Source organism: Rheinheimera soli, assembly GCF_021290985.1.
Taxonomy (GTDB): domain Bacteria; phylum Pseudomonadota; class Gammaproteobacteria; order Enterobacterales; family Alteromonadaceae; genus Pararheinheimera; species Pararheinheimera soli.
Genome location: NZ_JAJOYU010000018.1, coordinates 1 through 18,100 on the forward strand (window position 1 = coordinate 1; position 18,100 = coordinate 18,100).

16 protein-coding genes are annotated in these 18,100 nt (G+C 45.5%); 1 reads left to right on the top strand and 15 read right to left on the bottom strand.

What is annotated here, in order from left to right:
- From LSG37_RS13190 to LSG37_RS13245, 12 genes are all read right to left on the bottom strand, one after another.
- Positions 1-621: AAA family ATPase (locus LSG37_RS13190; RefSeq protein WP_233080321.1), on the bottom strand; the 621-nt coding region annotated here is incomplete at its 3' end.
- Between the two features lie 13 nt (positions 622-634).
- Complete coding sequence (locus LSG37_RS21425) at positions 635-2,701, bottom strand: Mu transposase C-terminal domain-containing protein (protein ID WP_233080322.1); 2,067 nt, start codon at positions 2,699-2,701, stop codon at positions 635-637.
- Entirely contained in the window at positions 2,691-3,509 is an 819-nt protein-coding gene (locus LSG37_RS13200) for a TnsA endonuclease N-terminal domain-containing protein (protein ID WP_233080323.1), read from the bottom strand. Before LSG37_RS13200 ends, LSG37_RS21425 begins: the two co-directional genes overlap by 11 nt.
- A 175-nt stretch (positions 3,510-3,684) precedes the next feature.
- Entirely contained in the window at positions 3,685-5,514 is a 1,830-nt protein-coding gene (glmS, locus tag LSG37_RS13205; protein ID WP_233080324.1) for a glutamine--fructose-6-phosphate transaminase (isomerizing), read from the bottom strand.
- A 6-nt stretch (positions 5,515-5,520) separates the two neighbouring features.
- Positions 5,521-6,300 carry a DeoR/GlpR family DNA-binding transcription regulator gene (locus tag LSG37_RS13210; RefSeq protein ID WP_233080325.1) on the bottom strand — a complete coding sequence of 260 codons (780 nt, stop codon included), beginning with the start codon at positions 6,298-6,300 and terminating at the stop codon, positions 5,521-5,523.
- A 97-nt stretch (positions 6,301-6,397) separates the two neighbouring features.
- On the bottom strand, positions 6,398-7,087 hold the full coding sequence (locus LSG37_RS13215; protein ID WP_233080326.1) for a helix-turn-helix domain-containing protein: 690 nt from the start codon (positions 7,085-7,087) through the stop codon (positions 6,398-6,400).
- 177 nt (positions 7,088-7,264) lie between these two features.
- Positions 7,265-8,020: a ZIP family metal transporter gene (locus tag LSG37_RS13220; protein WP_233080327.1), complete on the bottom strand. Its 756-nt coding sequence runs from the start codon at positions 8,018-8,020 to the stop codon at positions 7,265-7,267.
- A gap of 343 nt (positions 8,021-8,363) precedes the next feature.
- Positions 8,364-10,694 carry a TonB-dependent hemoglobin/transferrin/lactoferrin family receptor gene (locus LSG37_RS13225; RefSeq protein ID WP_233080328.1) on the bottom strand — a complete coding sequence of 777 codons (2,331 nt, stop codon included), beginning with the start codon at positions 10,692-10,694 and terminating at the stop codon, positions 8,364-8,366.
- Between the two features lie 212 nt (positions 10,695-10,906).
- Entirely contained in the window at positions 10,907-12,235 is a 1,329-nt protein-coding gene (locus tag LSG37_RS13230; protein WP_233080329.1) for a DUF2271 domain-containing protein, read from the bottom strand.
- Complete coding sequence (locus LSG37_RS13235) at positions 12,235-13,170, bottom strand: EF-hand domain-containing protein (RefSeq protein ID WP_233080330.1); 936 nt, start codon at positions 13,168-13,170, stop codon at positions 12,235-12,237. Before LSG37_RS13235 ends, LSG37_RS13230 begins: the two co-directional genes overlap by 1 nt.
- A 12-nt stretch (positions 13,171-13,182) precedes the next feature.
- Positions 13,183-13,971, bottom strand: a complete 789-nt coding sequence (locus tag LSG37_RS13240; RefSeq protein WP_233080331.1) for a DUF4198 domain-containing protein — start codon at positions 13,969-13,971, stop codon at positions 13,183-13,185.
- A 150-nt stretch (positions 13,972-14,121) separates the two neighbouring features.
- Complete coding sequence (locus tag LSG37_RS13245) at positions 14,122-14,691, bottom strand: DUF1439 domain-containing protein (RefSeq protein ID WP_233080332.1); 570 nt, start codon at positions 14,689-14,691, stop codon at positions 14,122-14,124.
- Positions 14,692-14,836: 145 nt separating this feature from the next.
- Here LSG37_RS13245 and LSG37_RS13250 point away from each other — a divergent pair, with 145 nt between their 5' ends.
- Entirely contained in the window at positions 14,837-15,022 is a 186-nt protein-coding gene (locus LSG37_RS13250) for a hypothetical protein (RefSeq protein ID WP_233080333.1), read from the top strand.
- A gap of 59 nt (positions 15,023-15,081) precedes the next feature.
- Here LSG37_RS13250 and glmU read toward each other — a convergent pair whose 3' ends face one another.
- From glmU to LSG37_RS13265, 3 genes are all read right to left on the bottom strand, one after another.
- Positions 15,082-16,446 carry a bifunctional UDP-N-acetylglucosamine diphosphorylase/glucosamine-1-phosphate N-acetyltransferase GlmU gene (gene glmU, locus LSG37_RS13255; RefSeq protein WP_233080334.1) on the bottom strand — a complete coding sequence of 455 codons (1,365 nt, stop codon included), beginning with the start codon at positions 16,444-16,446 and terminating at the stop codon, positions 15,082-15,084.
- Between the two features lie 389 nt (positions 16,447-16,835).
- A complete protein-coding gene (locus LSG37_RS13260; RefSeq protein ID WP_233080335.1) occupies positions 16,836-17,723 on the bottom strand; it encodes a TraB/GumN family protein in 888 nt (295 codons plus the stop codon).
- A 66-nt stretch (positions 17,724-17,789) separates the two neighbouring features.
- Complete coding sequence (locus tag LSG37_RS13265) at positions 17,790-18,044, bottom strand: hypothetical protein (RefSeq protein WP_233080336.1); 255 nt, start codon at positions 18,042-18,044, stop codon at positions 17,790-17,792.
- Between the last annotated feature and the right edge of the window lie 56 nt (positions 18,045-18,100).

An 18,100-nucleotide genomic window follows, 5' to 3' on the forward strand; every position in this document is an offset into this window, starting at 1 on the left:
CAGAATATCTGTACCTGCTTTTGGCTTAACATATTGACGTTCATACTCAGCGTTATTATCAAGTACAGAATCGAGAGCTCTGAAAAAATTTATACAAAGACTCTTAACTGACGCATTATGTGGCGTTTCTACTTTTAACCAAACAATTTGCACATGCTGGTAATTAGGATGAATTATCACCTGGTCATAACCTACGAGAACAGCTTCAACAGCAGTTGATTTACCAGCACCTGAACAACCAAAAACTGAGCTTATAAGCGCTTCGTTACCCGCATTACGAGCAACACTCTTGGTAATTTCAACTGTTCTATTGAGAGTATCCTGATAGCTTTTATCTGCAATATTCCGACTTAAATACCCCTGCCGGATCATGCAGGAAATAGTCTGCTCTAGCTGCAAATGAGCTTTGGTTGGGTATAAAAAACCATCCATAATCCGCAGCATTGCATGTCGTCGGATATGAGCAGGCAAAGACACTTCCTCAGGTCGAATTATAGGCATTCGCTTAATTAAATTTGCCGTACCCTCTGGCGAATTGATTGGCGGTAAGGCATTGATTAAAGGATGACCTTCATAATCGGCAATTTCAGCCTGAATGTACTTTGCAGTTACAAAAACCATTAGTGTCTTTCCCTTAAAAGTCGTCTAAGTCTGGATATGAAAAGTCTTGTTTAGAATGCTTATCACTATGAATGGTCGTCACGGTTGCAACGTGTTTAACTTCTGATTGTGTTGTCTGTTCGATTCGGTTCTTATTCCGTTCTAAATTTCTTTCGTTATCACGATTTTCGCCAATACCTTGAAGACGATGGGTTTTCTTTGAAAACTTAGTTCTTTTTTGTCTATCAGTAGCTTGCTGTACTATTTTCTCAATTTCAACCTGCAAATCTGGTGCAATATAGTCTTCTTCTTGCTTATAGATAGCAGTTGTCTGATTTGATTCTTTGAGGATACTGGCAGCTTCAATAAAAGTCATATTCTCATAACGTCGGCTACGAGGGTGTAATGTACATACCCAATAATTTTCAAACTGATTGTCCGGTCTAAGATATATAGTATTAGTATCCAGCGTGTTATAAGCAACTTGAACATTGTTAGGCCTTGCATTTGCTTTATTGCGGTGAAACCAACCCAATCTTAAGGCTTCTTCGCATGTGTAGAACAGACCTTTAAAATTTATACCATTGACAGAAACGGTGGCTTTTTCATGGGGTAGTAAATTGACCGTTACAGTCTTTTGATCCACTCTACGTAAAACACCAGTGCGATTGGCAATACCCCAGTTCCATAACTTTAGTGGTATCGCAGGCAAATCCGTTGGCATATCAGCTTCGAAATCATAACCTTTAACAGGTGAATTATTATTTCGATTGATTTCAGCTAGGATTACGAGCTTGGTAAATTCAGACAACGTCATATTTGCCTCAAGTTCGTTTCTCTTGCCGGCTTTCTTTTTACCATTTACGGCTTCTACTCTGCCTTTTGCATAGGGCAGAATATCGACGTGGGTAGTTTTAAATGTTCTTTCAATAACCCCTTTGTCATTGCCATGGTAGGCTCTGGTATTGGTTAAAGTGATGCCAAACCTATTAACCAAAATATCACCATGCTTACCCAGCATTTCTCCACGATCTGCAGTTATTGATGCTGGTATCCCAATACTTGGCCAATCAGAAGCAGAGATTTCGATACCGTAGCGACGGCAATACTCTACTTTGTCACAGAACGCATTAGCCAAGGCAATAGTGGCAGTAGCCCAGGATGGATTTTCCAGCCCAACATACAAGCCGACAGTCATACGACTAAATACATCTTTGACCTTGTACATGATTGGTCTTCCAATAATGCGATCTGGATCATGCTCGGAAATTAAATAGATATCTGAAATCGTTGCATCAATTTCGTAACGCGCTCCTGGGCCAAAATTATTTACTGTTGCGGTACTTTTTAAAGGCGCGATATCCTTTTCATAAATGATTTGTGAGGTTTTTGCCTGTATTACTTCATGGTTCAGATAATTTCGTTGAAAAAAGTATCTAAATTGAGCATCTGTTGGTAATTCACTTTTATCGATTTTCGGATACTTTGATTTAAGGTAGCCAATCGCTTTTATTCTCGCTTTGACCAAATCAATATCATCCTTGAGCAGGTAGAATCCCTCTATTGCTAGGCGGAATAAATCTGCGATATCTTCAGTAATTACTGTACCTTTCCCTGGAGATACAGTGCGTTTTGCTCCTGCTTTATTTTTAACATTTCTTCTAACTTGTCCTGGAGCCCCGCATTTGCTGTAGTCGGGAGCTAAAGCATCCGGAGACATCCCGCGCTGCCAGTAGCGCCTCAACTGGCGAGTAACATACAAGCGAGATTCAGATGAAGTAGTTAGCAGCGTTTTAATTCGTTCATTTCGCCGTTTTTTATCAAATAGGTCAAAATAGGTATCAAGCAATGGTGAAATAGTGCTGAAAGCTCTGTCTCTGTATTGTTCAGCGGTGGTATTTGGAGCTGGTGAATTCAGGAAAATAGGATCATCAATCGGCGTTAGCCCCAAATTAGCAAACTCGGTCGTGCTTACTTTGAATGGCCAAGCATTTTCATCGTTGATATCTATAAGCATTAAAAAGTCTGTGTGGATGAAGACCACTCTAAGTTGCACAGCTTCATCATCATGATATTCTTCATATACTTGATTAAGATACACTTGATAACTCCTCTGCCAAAGCATCACCCCCTGCGACTAGATTAAGGTCTGAGCAACGCCATTGCCTGAACACTTTGCTTAAGGGTACGCTTATATAATTAGCAGCAATTACTTTTCGGAAAAAACCAATATGAAAGCCTGGCTCGCAGGAGTATTCGTCATCCAGAGCGGCACAACGAGTAGTTAACCGAATATTTGAACCGGCTAATCTTTGAAAGACTAAGGGTATATCTAAGTCAGATAGCTCAGTGTAAATTTCATCTAAATTCTGCCTTGCGGCATGCAGCCATTGAAGATTTTCTTTCAGCGATGCGCTGATTTCCAACTCAGTGAAAAGTTTCCATTGATGGCCCTGCTGCTCCCAGAAGTATTTTTCTATTTGTAATTTTTCTAGAACCCTCGGATCTTGTAACTCCTCGGTTCTTTTTACAGCAATGGCTAATTTTGACTTATTTTTTAGCTCAACGACTAAATCTGTGGTGACGACTTTTAGTTTACCTGATATCTGGGGATGCTTTATTCCTAGATGTTTACAAATACTTATAGTTTCGACAATTGGCAGCGGGAATTGCTCTTTTATATCAAGGGTCAGTTTGTAACTATCAAAAACAAGAAAAGCAGAAAGCTCTATGCGAGAAAGGAGATGATGGATTCGGAAAGAATGACGACCGAAGATACGAAAACTCTCACCCGTACTACTTACTTCGTGAACCTTAATAAAAGGCTCATATTTACGACCAGAACCCACACCTCTGGTTTTTAGACGTTTTTCATCAAATGGGTCGAGTGGTTTATCGGAATCTAGCATTTTGGCCTCCTAACTATACTAAGCATAGTAGGAGGCTCTAAAAATATCAAACAATAATATAAATTATCAGACTTTAATATAAATTATCAAACTATATTCTAAACCTACAAGACTTTATTTTTTGGGGTGACACTTTATTTTCAACCCACAAAAAAAACAATGTTAAATCAATACCTTATTCGACTGTAACACTTTTGGCCAGGTTACGTGGCTGGTCTACGTCTGTGCCTTTAATGATGGCGACGTAGTAGCTTAATAACTGTAGCGGGATGGTGTAGATAATAGGTGCGATCAGCGGGTGCACATGCGGCACGCTGATCACGCGCTGCGTCGCGTCTGATTTAAAGTGAGCATCCACATCAGCGAAGATGTACATGATGCCGCCACGGGCGCGCACTTCTTCCACGTTCGACTGCAGTTTTTCCAGCAGTTCGTTGTTCGGCGCTACCACGATAATTGGCATATCAGCGTCAATCAGTGCTAACGGGCCGTGTTTCAGCTCGCCTGCCGCATAAGCTTCAGCGTGAATGTAAGAAATTTCTTTGAGCTTCAGCGCGCCTTCCATAGCGATTGGATACTGGTCGCCACGGCCTAAGAACAAAGAGTGGTGCTTGTCGGCAAATTCTGTAGCCAAAGCTTCGATTTTTGGTGCCAGAGTTAAAGTCTCTTCCAGTTTAGCTGGCAGAGTTTTTAATGCCTGCACCATATCCAGTTGCTGCTCTGCCGTTAAACCATTGTATTTACCAATAGCCAGCGTCAGCATAGACAAACCAACCAACTGAGTGGTGAAGGCTTTAGTGGAAGCCACGCCAATTTCAGCACCAGCACGGGTCATAAAGGCCAGATCTGATTCACGCACCAGTGAAGAACCTGCCACGTTACAAATAGTTAAGCTGCCGATGTAACCCGCTTCTTTAGCTAAACGTAAAGCCGCTAAAGTATCTGCAGTTTCACCAGACTGGGAAATGCTGACCAGCAGGCTGCCTGGCTGGACAAAAGATTTGCGGTAACGGAATTCAGAGGCAATTTCCACGTTGCAGGAAATGCCACCTAAAGACTCCAGCCAGTAACGGGCGACCATACCTGAGTGATACGAGGTACCGCAGGCCACGATTTGTACGTGACGTACTTTTTTGAACAGTTCAGCGGCACCGTTACCAAAAGTTTCGTCCAGCACAGAGTCTGAGCCTAAACGACCTTCTAAGGTGTTGTTGATGGCATGTGGCTGTTCGTAGATTTCTTTTAACATAAAGTGACGGTACTGACCTTTGTCACCGGCGTCGTAGCTGGCGGTGGATTCAGTAATAGTGCGCTCTACTTGTTTGCCGTTTTTGTCGTACACAGTCACGCTGGTGCGGGTAATTTCGGCCACGTCGCCTTCTTCTAAAAACATAAAACGACGGGTCACAGGTAATAAAGCTAACTGATCAGAAGCGATAAAGTTTTCGCCAATACCAAAACCTATCACCAATGGGCTGCCTGAACGGGCCACTACTAAATGGCTTGGGTCGTTTTGGTCCATCAGTACAGTGCCATACGCGCCGTTAAATTGTTTGACTGCGGTTTGTACTGCAGCTAACAAAGAACCAGCGGTTTTCATTTCTTCAGCCACTAAGTGCGCAATAACCTCAGTGTCAGTGTCAGAATTAAACACATAACCTTTAGCTTTTAACATTTCACGCAGCGGGCCGTGGTTTTCGATAATGCCGTTGTGTACGACTGAAATATTGCCGGAAACGTGTGGGTGAGCATTACGCTCTGAAGGTTCGCCGTGTGTAGCCCAACGGGTGTGCGCAATACCAGTGCCGCCAACAACAGGGGTTAATTTTACTGCGTCAGACAGTTCTTTTACTTTACCTAAACGGCGGATACGTTGTAATTCGCCTGTTGGGCTGATGATCGCCACACCGGCTGAGTCATAACCACGGTATTCCAGACGGCGTAAGCCTTCCACCAGAATGTCTACTACGTCACGTTGTGCTACAGCACCTACTATTCCACACATAAAGTCTTACTCCACTGATCCAAGGGGGGCGCAAATCACCTTTACGCCTTGTTGTTCTATTTGTTGTTTTGCGCTGGCGGGTAACTTGTCGTCTGTTACCAGTATTTTGATCGACGACCAGGGCAATTCTAAGTTGTGGATTTTCCGGCCTATTTTGTCGGACTCCACCATCACCACCACTTCACGCGCCACTTCAGCCATCACCCGGCTTAAGCTGGTCAGCTCATTAAAAGTAGTAGTACCACGCTGCAGATCAATGCCATCGGCACCAATAAACAGCTGGTCAAAATCGTATGCACGCAATACCTGTTCTGCCAGCTGGCCCTGAAAAGCCTCAGACTGCGGGTCCCAACTGCCACCTGTCATCAACAGCGTAGGTTCGTTTTCCAGTTCACGTAATGCATTGGCAATAGACAAGGAATTGGTCATCACCACTAAACCTTGTTTATGCGAAAGCTCTGGCAATAAAGCTGCCGTGGTGCTGCCGCTGTCGAGAATGATGCGGTTGTGATCACGAATAAGCTCTGCAGCGGCTTTGGCCAGAATTTGCTTTCGTTCTGAAACCTTTTCGACTGCAGCTTCCTGGATCAGTTCATGTGGCACTTGCACTGCGCCCCCATAACGGCGCAATAACAGACCTATGTCTTCCAGCGCAGACAAGTCTTTACGAATAGTCACTTCAGAGGTTTCAAAATGATGGGCTAACTGATCCACACTGACTTCGCCCTGCTGATTGAGCAGCTCAAGAATAGCGCGGCGACGTTGTTGGGTGTTTCGTTTGTTCATCTACCAACCACTTAAGTTTCGTTTCGAAAGGCATTTTACAGAAACGAAACTTAAGCGCAAGAGTGAAAGTTAAATTAACTTGGGTTTAGAGCTGTAATTACAGCTGCTGTTTGCTCCAATCCAGCTTGGCTTTCAGCGGTCTTAATACTAGCTCCGCCACCAACATGGCGTAAAACAGCACCAGCAAATTCACCGCCTGCGCTTGCCGGTATATGGCCGGGTCTAAAGCTTCAGCTGAATTGTAAATAGACAGAAAACCTATCACTACACCTATCAAAGCTGTGGCATAACAAAACTGGATTTGGCGCTGATAAAAAAAGGCCAGTTCGCGACTGGCGGCGGAAGCCTGAACTTTTTGGCTAAATAAATAACGCAGCCCCAGTACTGATTTACGCAGCCCTTCGGCACCAAACGCTAAAACCGTTAAGGCCAAAGTAAAAGCAGGCACATACAAAGCGCTGTTAAAGTCATAGAAAATAGACAAATCATCGGACGACAGCACCAGAAACCAGCTGACCAGTAACAAGCAGATAGCAATAGCTGCAGCCATCTGGATCAGGCTGGGCTTGCTCCAACTGGCTTGTGGATCAGGTAACTGCATTTGTAGCTCTGCCGGCGTGACGTCAAAAGAACTGGCCAGAGCTAAAGCGGTTTCAGCAGCGCAACTGGATTCAGCTTCAGCACGCTGAATGGTGCGTAAACTTAAACCACTAACCTGAGCGAGCACCTGCTGAGACCAACCTTTGTCTTGTCGTAGTTTTCTGATTTTTTCCGGGCAAATATCCATTCAGCATCTCCAAAGTAACTGTTGGGTTCAGCATGACATTCAATGGTGATGCTGCAACAAATTTATGCCGCCAGTTCAACGACAAACTTACGCCAACATTTATAAATCAATAATTTAAAGTATTGCAACTTGGTGGTGCAGAGGCAGGAATAGTGAGTCAAAAAACGTAGCAACAACTTAATGTTGATGTGAAGCTTCAGGCCCCAGCAACAACAGCATCAACAACACACCAAGGCCCATCATCAGGCCATGTAGCCAAAACGGTTGTTCGACGTTTTTGCGCAGCAGTGGCATTAAGTCGGCACTGGCCAGATAAATAAAAGCACCAGCAGTAATAGCCAGCAGAATATTCAGGTTAGGGGTTAACCAATGGCTGATGGCTAACGTAGCCACAGCACCTAAAACACAAGCACTGGCCGATAACAGGTTATACAGCAGGGCTTTTTTGCGGCTGAATCCGGCGTGCAGCAATACGGCGACATCAGCAATTTCCTGCGGAATTTCGTGGATCAGAATAGCGACTGTAGTAGTCACGCCCAATAAAGGGTCGACCAGAAAACTGCCTGCGATTAACACACCATCAATAAAGTTATGAATGCCATCGGCCACCAGATTCACTTTGCCATAACTGGCAGTGTTTATGCTTTGATCCGGCAGTTGTGGATGACCATGCTGCAGTGCACGTTCCAGAAAATAAAAACCTAATAAACCTGCTAACACCCAGCCAAAGAGTTCGCGTGGTGAGTCCTGATGGTGCAAGGCATCAGGCAATAAATGCAAAAAGGCATTTGCCAGCAAAACTCCCACGGCCAGGCTTAAAATAAGCGGCAGAAAGCGTTGTAACTTAGTTTGTGGCAACAAAAATAAGATAGCCCCGGACAGGGACACCAGCATCACCAAAAAGGCAGCCAGCAGGATAAATAAAGTTAACATATACAATCCTGTCCTATGGGGAATAACAGCGGATAAAGATGATCAGGGCCAGGCAGCCAAAGCCAGGCTAAAAACCTGTGACATTATAACGTTTTTTCCTCGATATAATCTTTGTTTTTTTAAAGAAAAATCATCAGGGATGGTGGCGACATAGTCGCAACAACCATCCGGCCTTCGCCAGAGGCGAAGGCGTGATAACGGCGAAATGCCAAACTGTTGGCATTTCGAAAGACCATTATCACCCCGAAAGTTGCGACATACCGTCCTTCCCTGGACATAAAAAAACCACCTGTCTTCCCAGCAGGTGGTTGAGCATTCTCTCAAAAGACCAGGGTAAAGCAGTTTAGAAACTGTAACTCACACTCAACTTGGCATAACGGCCCGGTTCGCTGTAACGCTGAATACCGTCTGCACTGATGTTGTTGCGGCTGCTGGCTGCATAACGAATACGCTCCCAGCGGTAGTATTCTTTATCCAGCAGGTTATACACGCCGACATTCAGTAACCAATTGTCGCCAAATTCCATATTGCTGACTAAATCCACTACTGTGGCGCTTTTTGGCAGGTAGGTGACTAATTGGGTTTGAGTACCGTCTTCTTCAGTTTCATACGCATCTTTGGCTTTTACTTCGGAGCTGTAACTTAAGTTAGCGGCCAGATCCCACCAGTCGGTTGCACGGTAGCTGACACCAGCAACCAGTTTGTCCGGGCTTATGGTGATCAGCGGGTCGCCATTGTCTTTTTCACCTTCATGATGGCTATAAGAGAATTGCGCACTCCAGTTTTGATTAAAGCGCCAGGCGCCTTGCAGCTCGACGCCTGTGACATCTACATCACCGACATTCTCGTTGATGGTATAAGGGTTGCCCTGAGTGACAGTACAGCCGAAGCTGGTGCAGCTTTCATACACTGTGTCTGGGTTTTGTACTTTGGTGACATTTTCAATCATGTCGCGGTAGTTATCTTTAAACACCGCCACTTTGATCCTGCTATTGTCACCTTGCCATTGGTAAGCCAGTTCCAGATTGGTACTGTATTCAGCTTCTAAATTGGGGTTAGATAAAGAACCATATAAACCAGTCACCACAGTACCAGTGGCTTGTTCAGTGCGGCTGACGGATGAGGTCTGGAAATACATTTCTTCTGTACTTGGTGCACGGAAGCCACGGCCTAACTGCAGCGCTATGCTTTGTTGTTCTGTCAGTTGATAATTCCCCACTAACTGACCTGTTACTGCGCTGAAGCTACTGTCCTGCACTGAACCTGTCACATCGGTAAAACCATCATTTAACTGGGGTTTGTACGACACATGATCGTAACGCAGGCCGCTGGTTAGGCTAAAAGCACTGTTGTTAAACTTAATGCTGTCGCGTACATAAAGGTGCCATAAGTCCGCGTCAGTCTCTGGCACAAAATCCGGATCTATATCTTGCCGGGCAATTTCCATGGTCTGCCCAACATAGCTGGTATCAATGGCAGAAAAGTCGACTGACTTTTGCTCCAAAGCACCACCGTATACCAGTTGATGGCTGCTGCCCTGAGTTTGCAGTTCTTTATCCAAAGCAAAAGCCCATTTCAGCAAATCCTGCTGGTAATCTCGGTCTTCACTGCGGTAACAAGGGCCCGTGGTACATAAACGGGCTGCACTGGCTGGAGCCAGCATCAGAGTGAAAGCGTCGTTGTTGGTTTTCTGGAAATCCAGGCTGGTTGAGAAGGCATCAAACAACTGATGACCAGCTAACCAATTGTATTTCAGACCAATACGGCTGCGTTCCTGCTGATCGTCACTGGTACGAGTCAGGTAGCTGCGGCTTAACCAGGATAAGTTGTTGGTGTCGATATCTGCTTTAAATAGCTCAGCGGTCAGGCCAATATCCTGAGTATCTGTCAGTTGGTACTTTAATTTGGTCAGTATATTGTGGCTGCTGTTGTCCTGCGGATCAGCAACAGGGCGGCCTGAACCTGTAATAGCCTGGCGCTCGGCTGAATCGGCGTAATTTTCCATTTCATGGCCTTCACGCTTGGTCAGCACGGCCAAAGCTTCCAGTTTGCCGCTACGGTTTGCGACAGTCACAGTGCCCTGAGTTTCATCATTAGCGCCACTGTACGCTGCTTTTAACCGGACAAAAGTGTCGTTGCCTTCTGGTTCTAAGTAGTCTGCTGCATCTTTAGTGACAAAAAGCACGGCGCCGCCTAAAGATCCACTGCCGGCAGCTATGGCATCAGCACCTTTGACTATCTCAATTTGTTTCACCGCATCAGGGTCAATACCACCACGGCTGGCAGCAAAGAAATCATAAAAGGCATAAGTGGGCGGGTTTAAGGTTTCACCTACAGACAAACCGTCGACCGTAATAGCAACCTGATTCCCCTCCAGGCCACGGATGTTGAAGCCAGCAGAACCAAAACGGCCTTGATCAGTTAAGCTGACGCCCGGGATATAACGCACCATATCTTCTAAACGTTGCACCTGCTGCTGTTCCAGCTGTTTGGCTTTGATCACTGTGCTATTGGCTGTGGTGGACTTTTTATCTTCAAGTGCAGTTGCGGTAACAGTCACAGCATCCAATTGCGACAAATCTTTTGTGGCCTCATCAGCTACAACTTCTGCTAACAGCGAGGTGGAAAATAAGCTGCTGATAGCAACAGCAATTAAAGTTTTAGAACAGGGCATGACGCTCTCCTTGACGAGCTATACAGTTGTGGTAAGTCCACAGGATGGCGTTATGCTAGATCAAATGAGAATTATTCTCAACAATAAAGTTCAAATTATTTTCATACTTTTCAATAACTTATAATTTTATAACGCAAAAAACTCCCTATCCAGAGAATAGGGAGAACAGCAGGAGTTGGCAGGCAACTCAACAGGAATTTGATACTAAAAACTTAACCGTCTTTGCTCTGAAGCTGCAGGCGCACCAGCCCCAGTTCAGCTTCACCTTTCTGCTGCACTGGCTGCAGATCGGCTTGCCAGTTCAGCGGCAGAGTTAAATGTTCATGACCACCATGTTCACGTGCCACTTCCAGATGCAACTGGTATTGACCCCAGGGCACTACAGCCCCTTGCTGATCCCGGCCATCCCACTTCAACTGGTAAGTACCGGGTTTTTGAGTTGCTCCGGCAATCTGATCAATTTGCTCCGGATTTTTCCGACCCAACCGACGCCACCAGTGATTCAGCTCCTGATACCAGCGGCTTTGCTGGCCGACCAGACTGATTTGGCGCACAGGTTTTTTCTGCTGATCGGTCAGCCAAACAGAAACATAAGGTCTTTTGTAATTAGCGTCGGTAAATTTAGGCAACTGATAACTAATCTGCAGCCCTTGCGGCGAACTTTGGCTTTTATCTGCCAGATGTTTGTACCAGGAGCTGGATGCATACCAGTCTGCCGAATCCGTTTTAAGTAAAGCTGCAGCGCCTTGTTGCTCTGCAAGCTCGAGGCCTTGCTTCAGATCCAAAACCGCCAGACTTTGCGCCAGCAAATAAGCAGTGACTGCATCTTTAGCCAGAACTGTAGCCGTTGGGCCATATTCCACAGGCCAGCCTTCAGCCGGATCTAATAGCGGACTAAAAGTCCGGTACGATACTTTATAACCTTGCTGAGCATCAGCAGTTTCGGTCTGAGCTAAAGCGACTGAACTCAGTTGCAGCTGCTGCAGTAATGGTTGGTCAATTCCCAAACTTAGCACAGCGCTGCCCGTATCAGACCATAACAGCCTGTTGACACCGGATTGCAGCTCCAACCGCTTCAGCCCTGAAAACCAGCTTTTGAGCAGCGCAGCTGCATCGTCTAACAAGCGGGCATTGGCTAAGCCGTCCAGCTGCCAGACCACAGTATTGTAATTAGCTGCTGAAACGACTTGCTGCTCTATGGCTCTGGTTTGACGGCGTAGCTCCACTCTGTCCGGTAACACTTGGTTCTCAACAGCTTGTTGCCATTGCTGCGCTATAGCACCTAAACGGCAGCTGTAACTTTGCTGACTTAGCACACGCCATTCTTCACACAGCTGAATCAGCTCTGGCTCTTTAGCTTCTGAAGTAGATAACCAATGTTGAAAAGTAGGGAGCCTGGCCTGCCAATCCTTTTGGCTGACTCCTTCCAGTTGCAGTTTCAACTGCTGCCCTGCAATAGTTTGCTGATAGTTGACGGAGTCAGCCAGTACCAGTGCAGGACAAAGCCATAACAGCGTCAATGGCCAGGCAAAAGCTTTCATTATTCAGCTGTACCTTTGGTTTGTCCGTTATTAACAACAGGATTAACAACAGGCAAAGCTTCAGCCATGGTCACTTGCTGGTTTAAATCTGTATCCCAGCGTTTGAACATACGCTCGCCTGAGGCATGAAACTCAGCGCTGCTCACCTGCTGATTGTTGTCTTTATCCAAAGCTTTAAAGCGCACTGCAGCCTGCTTTAACTGGGCGGCACGGGTTTTGGCGATTTGACGGTCCAGACGATCCACAAACTCGTTCAGGTATTCATCGCTGCTCAGCTCGCCATTTTTATCCAGATCAGTACGGGCAAAAGCAGCATCACGTTGTTGCTGATATTCAGTTTTGTCGACCTTACCGTCGCCATTCTGGTCATACATATCCAGCATTCCGGCCACACTGTGGGTGGTTGGCATCACTAAAGCCGGACGGGCACGTACTGGTTGCTTGGCATCGGGTTTAGGTTCGCGCTCTGGCAGCGGGTCTGCTTTGCTGATCACCCCATCTTTATTGGTGTCGATATAAGCAAAAGCTTTATCACCAGAGGCATGGTATTCATCTTTACCTATGGTTTTGCTTTTGTTTGTATCCAAAGCTTCAATACGCACCAGCGTTTGTTTAATCTGGCCAGTGCGTTCAGCGTTCAGCTTTTTATCCAGACGTCCTGCGTATTCATTGACGTATTCGTCCACCGACACCTGGCCATCCTGATTTTCATCCATGGCGCTGTAACGTTGCTGCCGTACCTGCTCAAATTCGGCCTGACTGACAGTGCCGTCTTTGTTCAGATCATAGTCCTGAATAAAACTGGCTTTGCCCTGAGCTGTTGGTTGATGTGCTGTTGGCTGATGAGCTGGTTTTTTTGGCGCTTTTTCATCGGCAGCTAAATAACAGCTGGTGATGGCTAAAAATAAAGTAAGGGCTGTGCTTCTGCGTTGCATCATAAACTCCTGTTATTCAGTGACTTCAACTACAGCGCTATAGCTGTAACTGTAGGTTGGGGCTTTGGCACCAGCTGGTGCATCGGTACGAAAACGAGTTAGCAATAAATAAGTGCCGGTTTTATCCAGCTCGAAATTCAGCTGACCTTGTTTATCCGTCGTCAGTTCTTTTGATGCTTTGGTTTCGGCTTCAGCAGAATTGGCTGAATACACCTGCACCTTTTGCTCAGCCAAAGCTTTGCCGTTATAAAGCACAGTGGCTTTGATTGGGCTTTGGATATACAAGTCGTTTGGATGGCTTTGGAACACCAGTTCCAGCCCATGATTAGTTGGCTTTAATGCGGTTTGGCTTGGCGCGCCTTTACTGACATAAGTTTCAGCCAGGGTGACAGACTGAAAGTGCGCCATTAACTTAGCACCAGCAGGAATTTGTTCTTTTGGATCTCTGCTGTTATGGGTTTTACCATCCTGCTGCCAGCTACGAAATACGGCGCCATAACGCTGACCCGTGCTGAATTTGTAAGTACCGTCCTGCTCCAACTGATGAGCCACTGCAGTGCGGGTTTTGCCTACAAACAGCTCTTTGGGTTCAACAGCTTTGCCGTCTGGTTGCAGCACTTTAAACTCGCTTTGATCAAAAGCCACTTCAGGCATAAAAAACTTCTCAGCAAAAGCAGCGTCCAGCGTCACCCAGCCACCTAAAGGTTCAAAACTGGCTGGCGCCAGATAAGGAGTGTGAGCAGTAGCAGTAAAAGCCAACAACAAAGAGACAGAACAAAGCAGGGGTTTGAGTTTAAACATAAAGCGCTCCAGTTAATGAGAATAGATCTCATTTAATTATTGGGCGCCACTTTAGATCAAATGAGAATCATTTGCAAATAGATTATTTCATTTTTAGATTGAGCAGGCTAAAAGGCCCTTCAATTGAGGGCCTTGCTGGTAAAGCAGTGGTTACTGAGCAGAGTAGTTAGGTTTTAACAGCAGCTCACCGGGTTGCAGCACTAAAGTTAACGGCATGCCACATAAGACTTTTTCCGTTACTTTGTTGCAATCGAGCTTATAGACTGGCTGACGGTTCAGCACTTGCGTCAGGATGGTTTTAGCCTCGCTGCTCAAAGGTGCCAATTTGAGTTGAGAGCTGCCACTGCCGACACTGGAATCCAGAATGGTTAAGTTTTTCAGGTAAATTGCATTTCTTTCATCGTCAAAATAGGGCAAAGCCGACAAGTGTAAATTCAGATCTGTATGTAATGGCTTGAACAACGCATCCACTTCTGCCCCCAACGCCAGCTTGAGTTCTATCTGCTGTTTATTGTCAGGAGCCAATTGCAGTTCAAGTTTCTGCACTGTCAGAGTCAAAGGTAAACCTAACATTTTACCTTTGCCTTGCTGTTGCTCTAATTGGCTAAGCAGTAAGCGCTGCAATTCCTGCTGCTTCAGGCTAAACATATCCAGATGATTCAGTTGAGTACAAGAGGCTAACAGCAGCAGTGAAAGCGCCAGAATTGTTTGTTTATTCAAAGTGATGTTGTCCGTTTAATGCTGATTTGGCGCGAACTTTAGCAAAAACTGCTGAACCTCTGCTGATTTTTTTCGTATAGCTTCCAACTATTTCACCGCAAGATACGACTCAGTATTAGAACATCAGGGAGATAAGGGATAAATCATGAATACACCAGAGCAAATTCAGTTACCAGGCATTCGCCAATTACTTAGCGCTTTTGTTGTGCTGGTGCTGTTCCTACTGGCTTTTGATTCAGCATTGCAGTGGTTAAGTTTTAGTTTGCAGCAACAATCATTAATAGCACCAGAATTATTGTTTCCTATGAGCTGGTTATCAGTTTTGTTTTGACCCCAATTTTAATATAAAACCCATCACAGGGATGGGTTTTGTGATCGATCAGCCGATGATTATTTCTTAATCTTCACCGGTCTTTTCCAGCCGCTGATATGGCGTTGCTTAGAGCGGGCTACTACCAGCTCGTCGGCTGCTACACTGGCTGTCACTACAGAACCAGCACCCACAGTAGAGTTCTGGCCTAAAGTGATTGGAGCCACCAGAGAGCTGTTGGAGCCAACAAAAACGCCGTCTTCAATAGTGGTGACAAATTTATTGGCACCATCGTAGTTACAGGTAATGGTACCGGCACCTACGTTCACTTTGCTGCCAATCACAGCGTCACCTAAATAGGTTAAATGGTTGGCTTTAGAGCCCACTCCTAAAGTCGTTTTTTTCAGCTCAACAAAGTTACCTACATGACTGTCGTCAGCCAGCACTGAATCAGGGCGAATACGGGCATAAGGGCCAACAGAACAGCCAATGCCAATAGTTGATTTTTCAATCATGCTGTTGGCTTTTACTTCAGTGTTGTCGCCTATCACGGCATCTTTAATCACGCAGTTAGGACCTATCACCACGCTGTTGCCGAGCACCACTTTGCCTTCAAAAATTACGTTGATGTCGATCATTACGTCGTTGCCGACTGTGACTTCACCCCGTATATCAATACGGGCAGGATCACGCAGGTTAGCGCCGTTTAACATCAGCTCTTCTGCTTTACGCGCCTGATATGCCCGTTCTAACTGTGCCAGTTGCACACGGTTATTTGCGCCTTCAGTTTCAATGGCAGTGGCAGGATGAGCGGTGGTAATGTCCACGCCCTCTTTATGCGCCATAGCGATAATATCGGTTAGGTAAAATTCGCCCTGCGCATTGTTGTTCTGTAACTGGCTTAACCATTTTTTCAGCTGCTTGCCAGGTACAGCCATAATGCCGCTGTTTACTTCAGTGATTTTCAGCTGTTCGGCGTTGGCATCTTTTTGCTCAACAATACCCACGACTTTACCGTTTTCACGCACCATACGACCGTAACCCATAGGATTGGCCAGATGCACAGTCAGCACAGCTAAACCATCGGCAGATTTCGCTGCCAGCAGTTGCTCTAAAGTTTCTTTGCGAGTTAAAGGCACATCACCGTACAGCACCAGTACAGTGTCATTGTCGGCGATATGAGGCACTGCCTGCTGCACAGCGTGGCCAGTACCTAATTGTTCGGCTTGCAATACCCAGTGTAAGTCCTGTTCACCCAAAGCAGATTTCAGCTGGTCTGCGCCATAGCCGTACACCAGATTAATAGACTCTGCGCCTAATGAACGGGCCGTATCGATCACATGCTGCACCATAGAGCGTTCAGCCACCTTGTGCAGTACTTTAGGTAAAGCAGATTTCATCCGCGTGCCTTTACCGGCCGCCAGGATCACAACGTTTAAAGCCATAAAAGAGTCCATGTAATTTCGATGCGGTTATTCTAATAGATAATGAAGCAGATTACAGGAGCAGGGTGAAATTTTGCTGAACAGTGTTTAACTGAAGACTCTCTATCTAAAAAATATCAGGCTATGCAATAAGCTCAGATTTGCAATGACCCAGACAGTCAGCCAAATCCCACCAACGATCAGAGTATTTTTGTATTCTTGTACTGACTTATTACACCAGATCAAAACATTGCTCATAGCTACCAACTTATATCCTATTGTCAGCACTGCAGGCTTTTCACCCTATCGATTCCCCCAGTCACATAGATTGGCTATGCTCGTGGGGGGATTTTTGTTTGCCACCAGGTGAAGCTCCAATGACTATAACTATCGAGTTTGAAAAACCAGTCTTACAGACTTAGTTGCTCCAGCTTGTAGCCAGCCTGCTGTAATAACGCCAGTACACTATGCTCCCCAGCTAAATGCCCACCACCAACCAACACCAGCTCTTTGTTGTTATTGCCAAACATCTTCTCAATTTGCGGCAACCAGTTCTGATTACGCTGAACATACAACGCCTGATACAACTTAGGATCCATCTGCCGGGCTGGTTCAACAGCAAGCTTATTCAACTCAACCATGTCACCCGCGCGCCACGCATCGATCATTGCAGAAAAATACTGTTTAAAGTCACTAACCTGTTCCAGGTTCATTTTCATAAAGGCGTCTTCGTAACCTTCCCCCATATTAGCCAACAAATTAATCTGGCTTTCTGCCGTTTCCAGATAGAGCTGCGATTTACCATCACTCTGTGCCAGCTTATCAAAATGGCTATCGACTCCTTCTCCATCCATCTGTGCTTTCATCACTTCCAGCGCCAGCATCTGGATCATAATAAAGCCGGGTTTATAACCGTCCAACTGCTGAAGTTGCACGCCATAAGGGGCGAAATAGTCGCTCACCTGTTTGTACACTTCAGGTGATAACACCTTAGACAAGCTGCGGTTGTCGCTGTACGACATGGCTTTTAACATTGCAGCTTGCAATTCAGTATCAGTAGCTGCAGGTATTTTTGCTTCCAGTACCAGAGTATCAGTATCAGCATAAGCCTTACCAAATTCGCCAGGCAAAGGGAAAGCCGACTCAGGTAACAGGTGCACAGTGCCACCTATATACAAATAATCGTCACCTTTACTTACTTTCCAGACGGAGGTTTCAGCCACTGCAGAGGCAGAAGCCAAGGCTGTGGTCAGTAATAAAGCTGCAAAACTTGCTTTAAATAGCGTTGTTAACTTCATTGTGATGGTCCTGATGTTGTAGTTGTACATTTAGCTTTTACAGGCTGATAGTCACGCCTTTCATCATTAGCGCAGCGAATCTTTGATCAGTTCAACTGAATGGCTCAGGGCCGTATTCACCTGATGTTTAATGTTAAGACTTAATTGCTGTCTCAGCTCTTGCATCAGCACATCGGTCACTGGTTTGGTAGCTACAACAACTTCAGTTTTTGGCTGAACCACTTCCGACTTTGGTTTAGCTTCTTCTGACAGTGCTGCGGTGCTGGTGAATAAAGTGGCAACAATAAGGATACGAACGCTTGCTTGTTTCAGTGTTTTCATTTTGACATTCCTTCTATTGGTTTAGTAAGTCTTGTTCAGTAAATTGCATTTAGTTT

What these genes read in the sequence shown, in the direction of transcription:
- LSG37_RS13200 (WP_233080323.1), bottom strand. Translation starts at nt 3,509, where the DNA reads ATGCTAGATTCCGATAAACCACTCGACCCATTTGATGAAAAACGTCTA.
- glmS (WP_233080324.1), bottom strand. Translation starts at nt 5,514, where the DNA reads ATGTGTGGAATAGTAGGTGCTGTAGCACAACGTGACGTAGTAGACATT.
- LSG37_RS13210 (WP_233080325.1), bottom strand. Translation starts at nt 6,300, where the DNA reads ATGAACAAACGAAACACCCAACAACGTCGCCGCGCTATTCTTGAGCTG.
- LSG37_RS13215 (WP_233080326.1), bottom strand. Translation starts at nt 7,087, where the DNA reads ATGGATATTTGCCCGGAAAAAATCAGAAAACTACGACAAGACAAAGGT.
- LSG37_RS13220 (WP_233080327.1), bottom strand. Translation starts at nt 8,020, where the DNA reads ATGTTAACTTTATTTATCCTGCTGGCTGCCTTTTTGGTGATGCTGGTG.
- LSG37_RS13225 (WP_233080328.1), bottom strand. Translation starts at nt 10,694, where the DNA reads ATGCCCTGTTCTAAAACTTTAATTGCTGTTGCTATCAGCAGCTTATTT.
- LSG37_RS13230 (WP_233080329.1), bottom strand. Translation starts at nt 12,235, where the DNA reads ATGAAAGCTTTTGCCTGGCCATTGACGCTGTTATGGCTTTGTCCTGCA.
- LSG37_RS13235 (WP_233080330.1), bottom strand. Translation starts at nt 13,170, where the DNA reads ATGCAACGCAGAAGCACAGCCCTTACTTTATTTTTAGCCATCACCAGC.
- LSG37_RS13240 (WP_233080331.1), bottom strand. Translation starts at nt 13,971, where the DNA reads ATGTTTAAACTCAAACCCCTGCTTTGTTCTGTCTCTTTGTTGTTGGCT.
- LSG37_RS13250 (WP_233080333.1), top strand. Translation starts at nt 14,837, where the DNA reads ATGAATACACCAGAGCAAATTCAGTTACCAGGCATTCGCCAATTACTT.
- glmU (WP_233080334.1), bottom strand. Translation starts at nt 16,446, where the DNA reads ATGGCTTTAAACGTTGTGATCCTGGCGGCCGGTAAAGGCACGCGGATG.
- LSG37_RS13260 (WP_233080335.1), bottom strand. Translation starts at nt 17,723, where the DNA reads ATGAAGTTAACAACGCTATTTAAAGCAAGTTTTGCAGCTTTATTACTG.
- LSG37_RS13265 (WP_233080336.1), bottom strand. Translation starts at nt 18,044, where the DNA reads ATGAAAACACTGAAACAAGCAAGCGTTCGTATCCTTATTGTTGCCACT.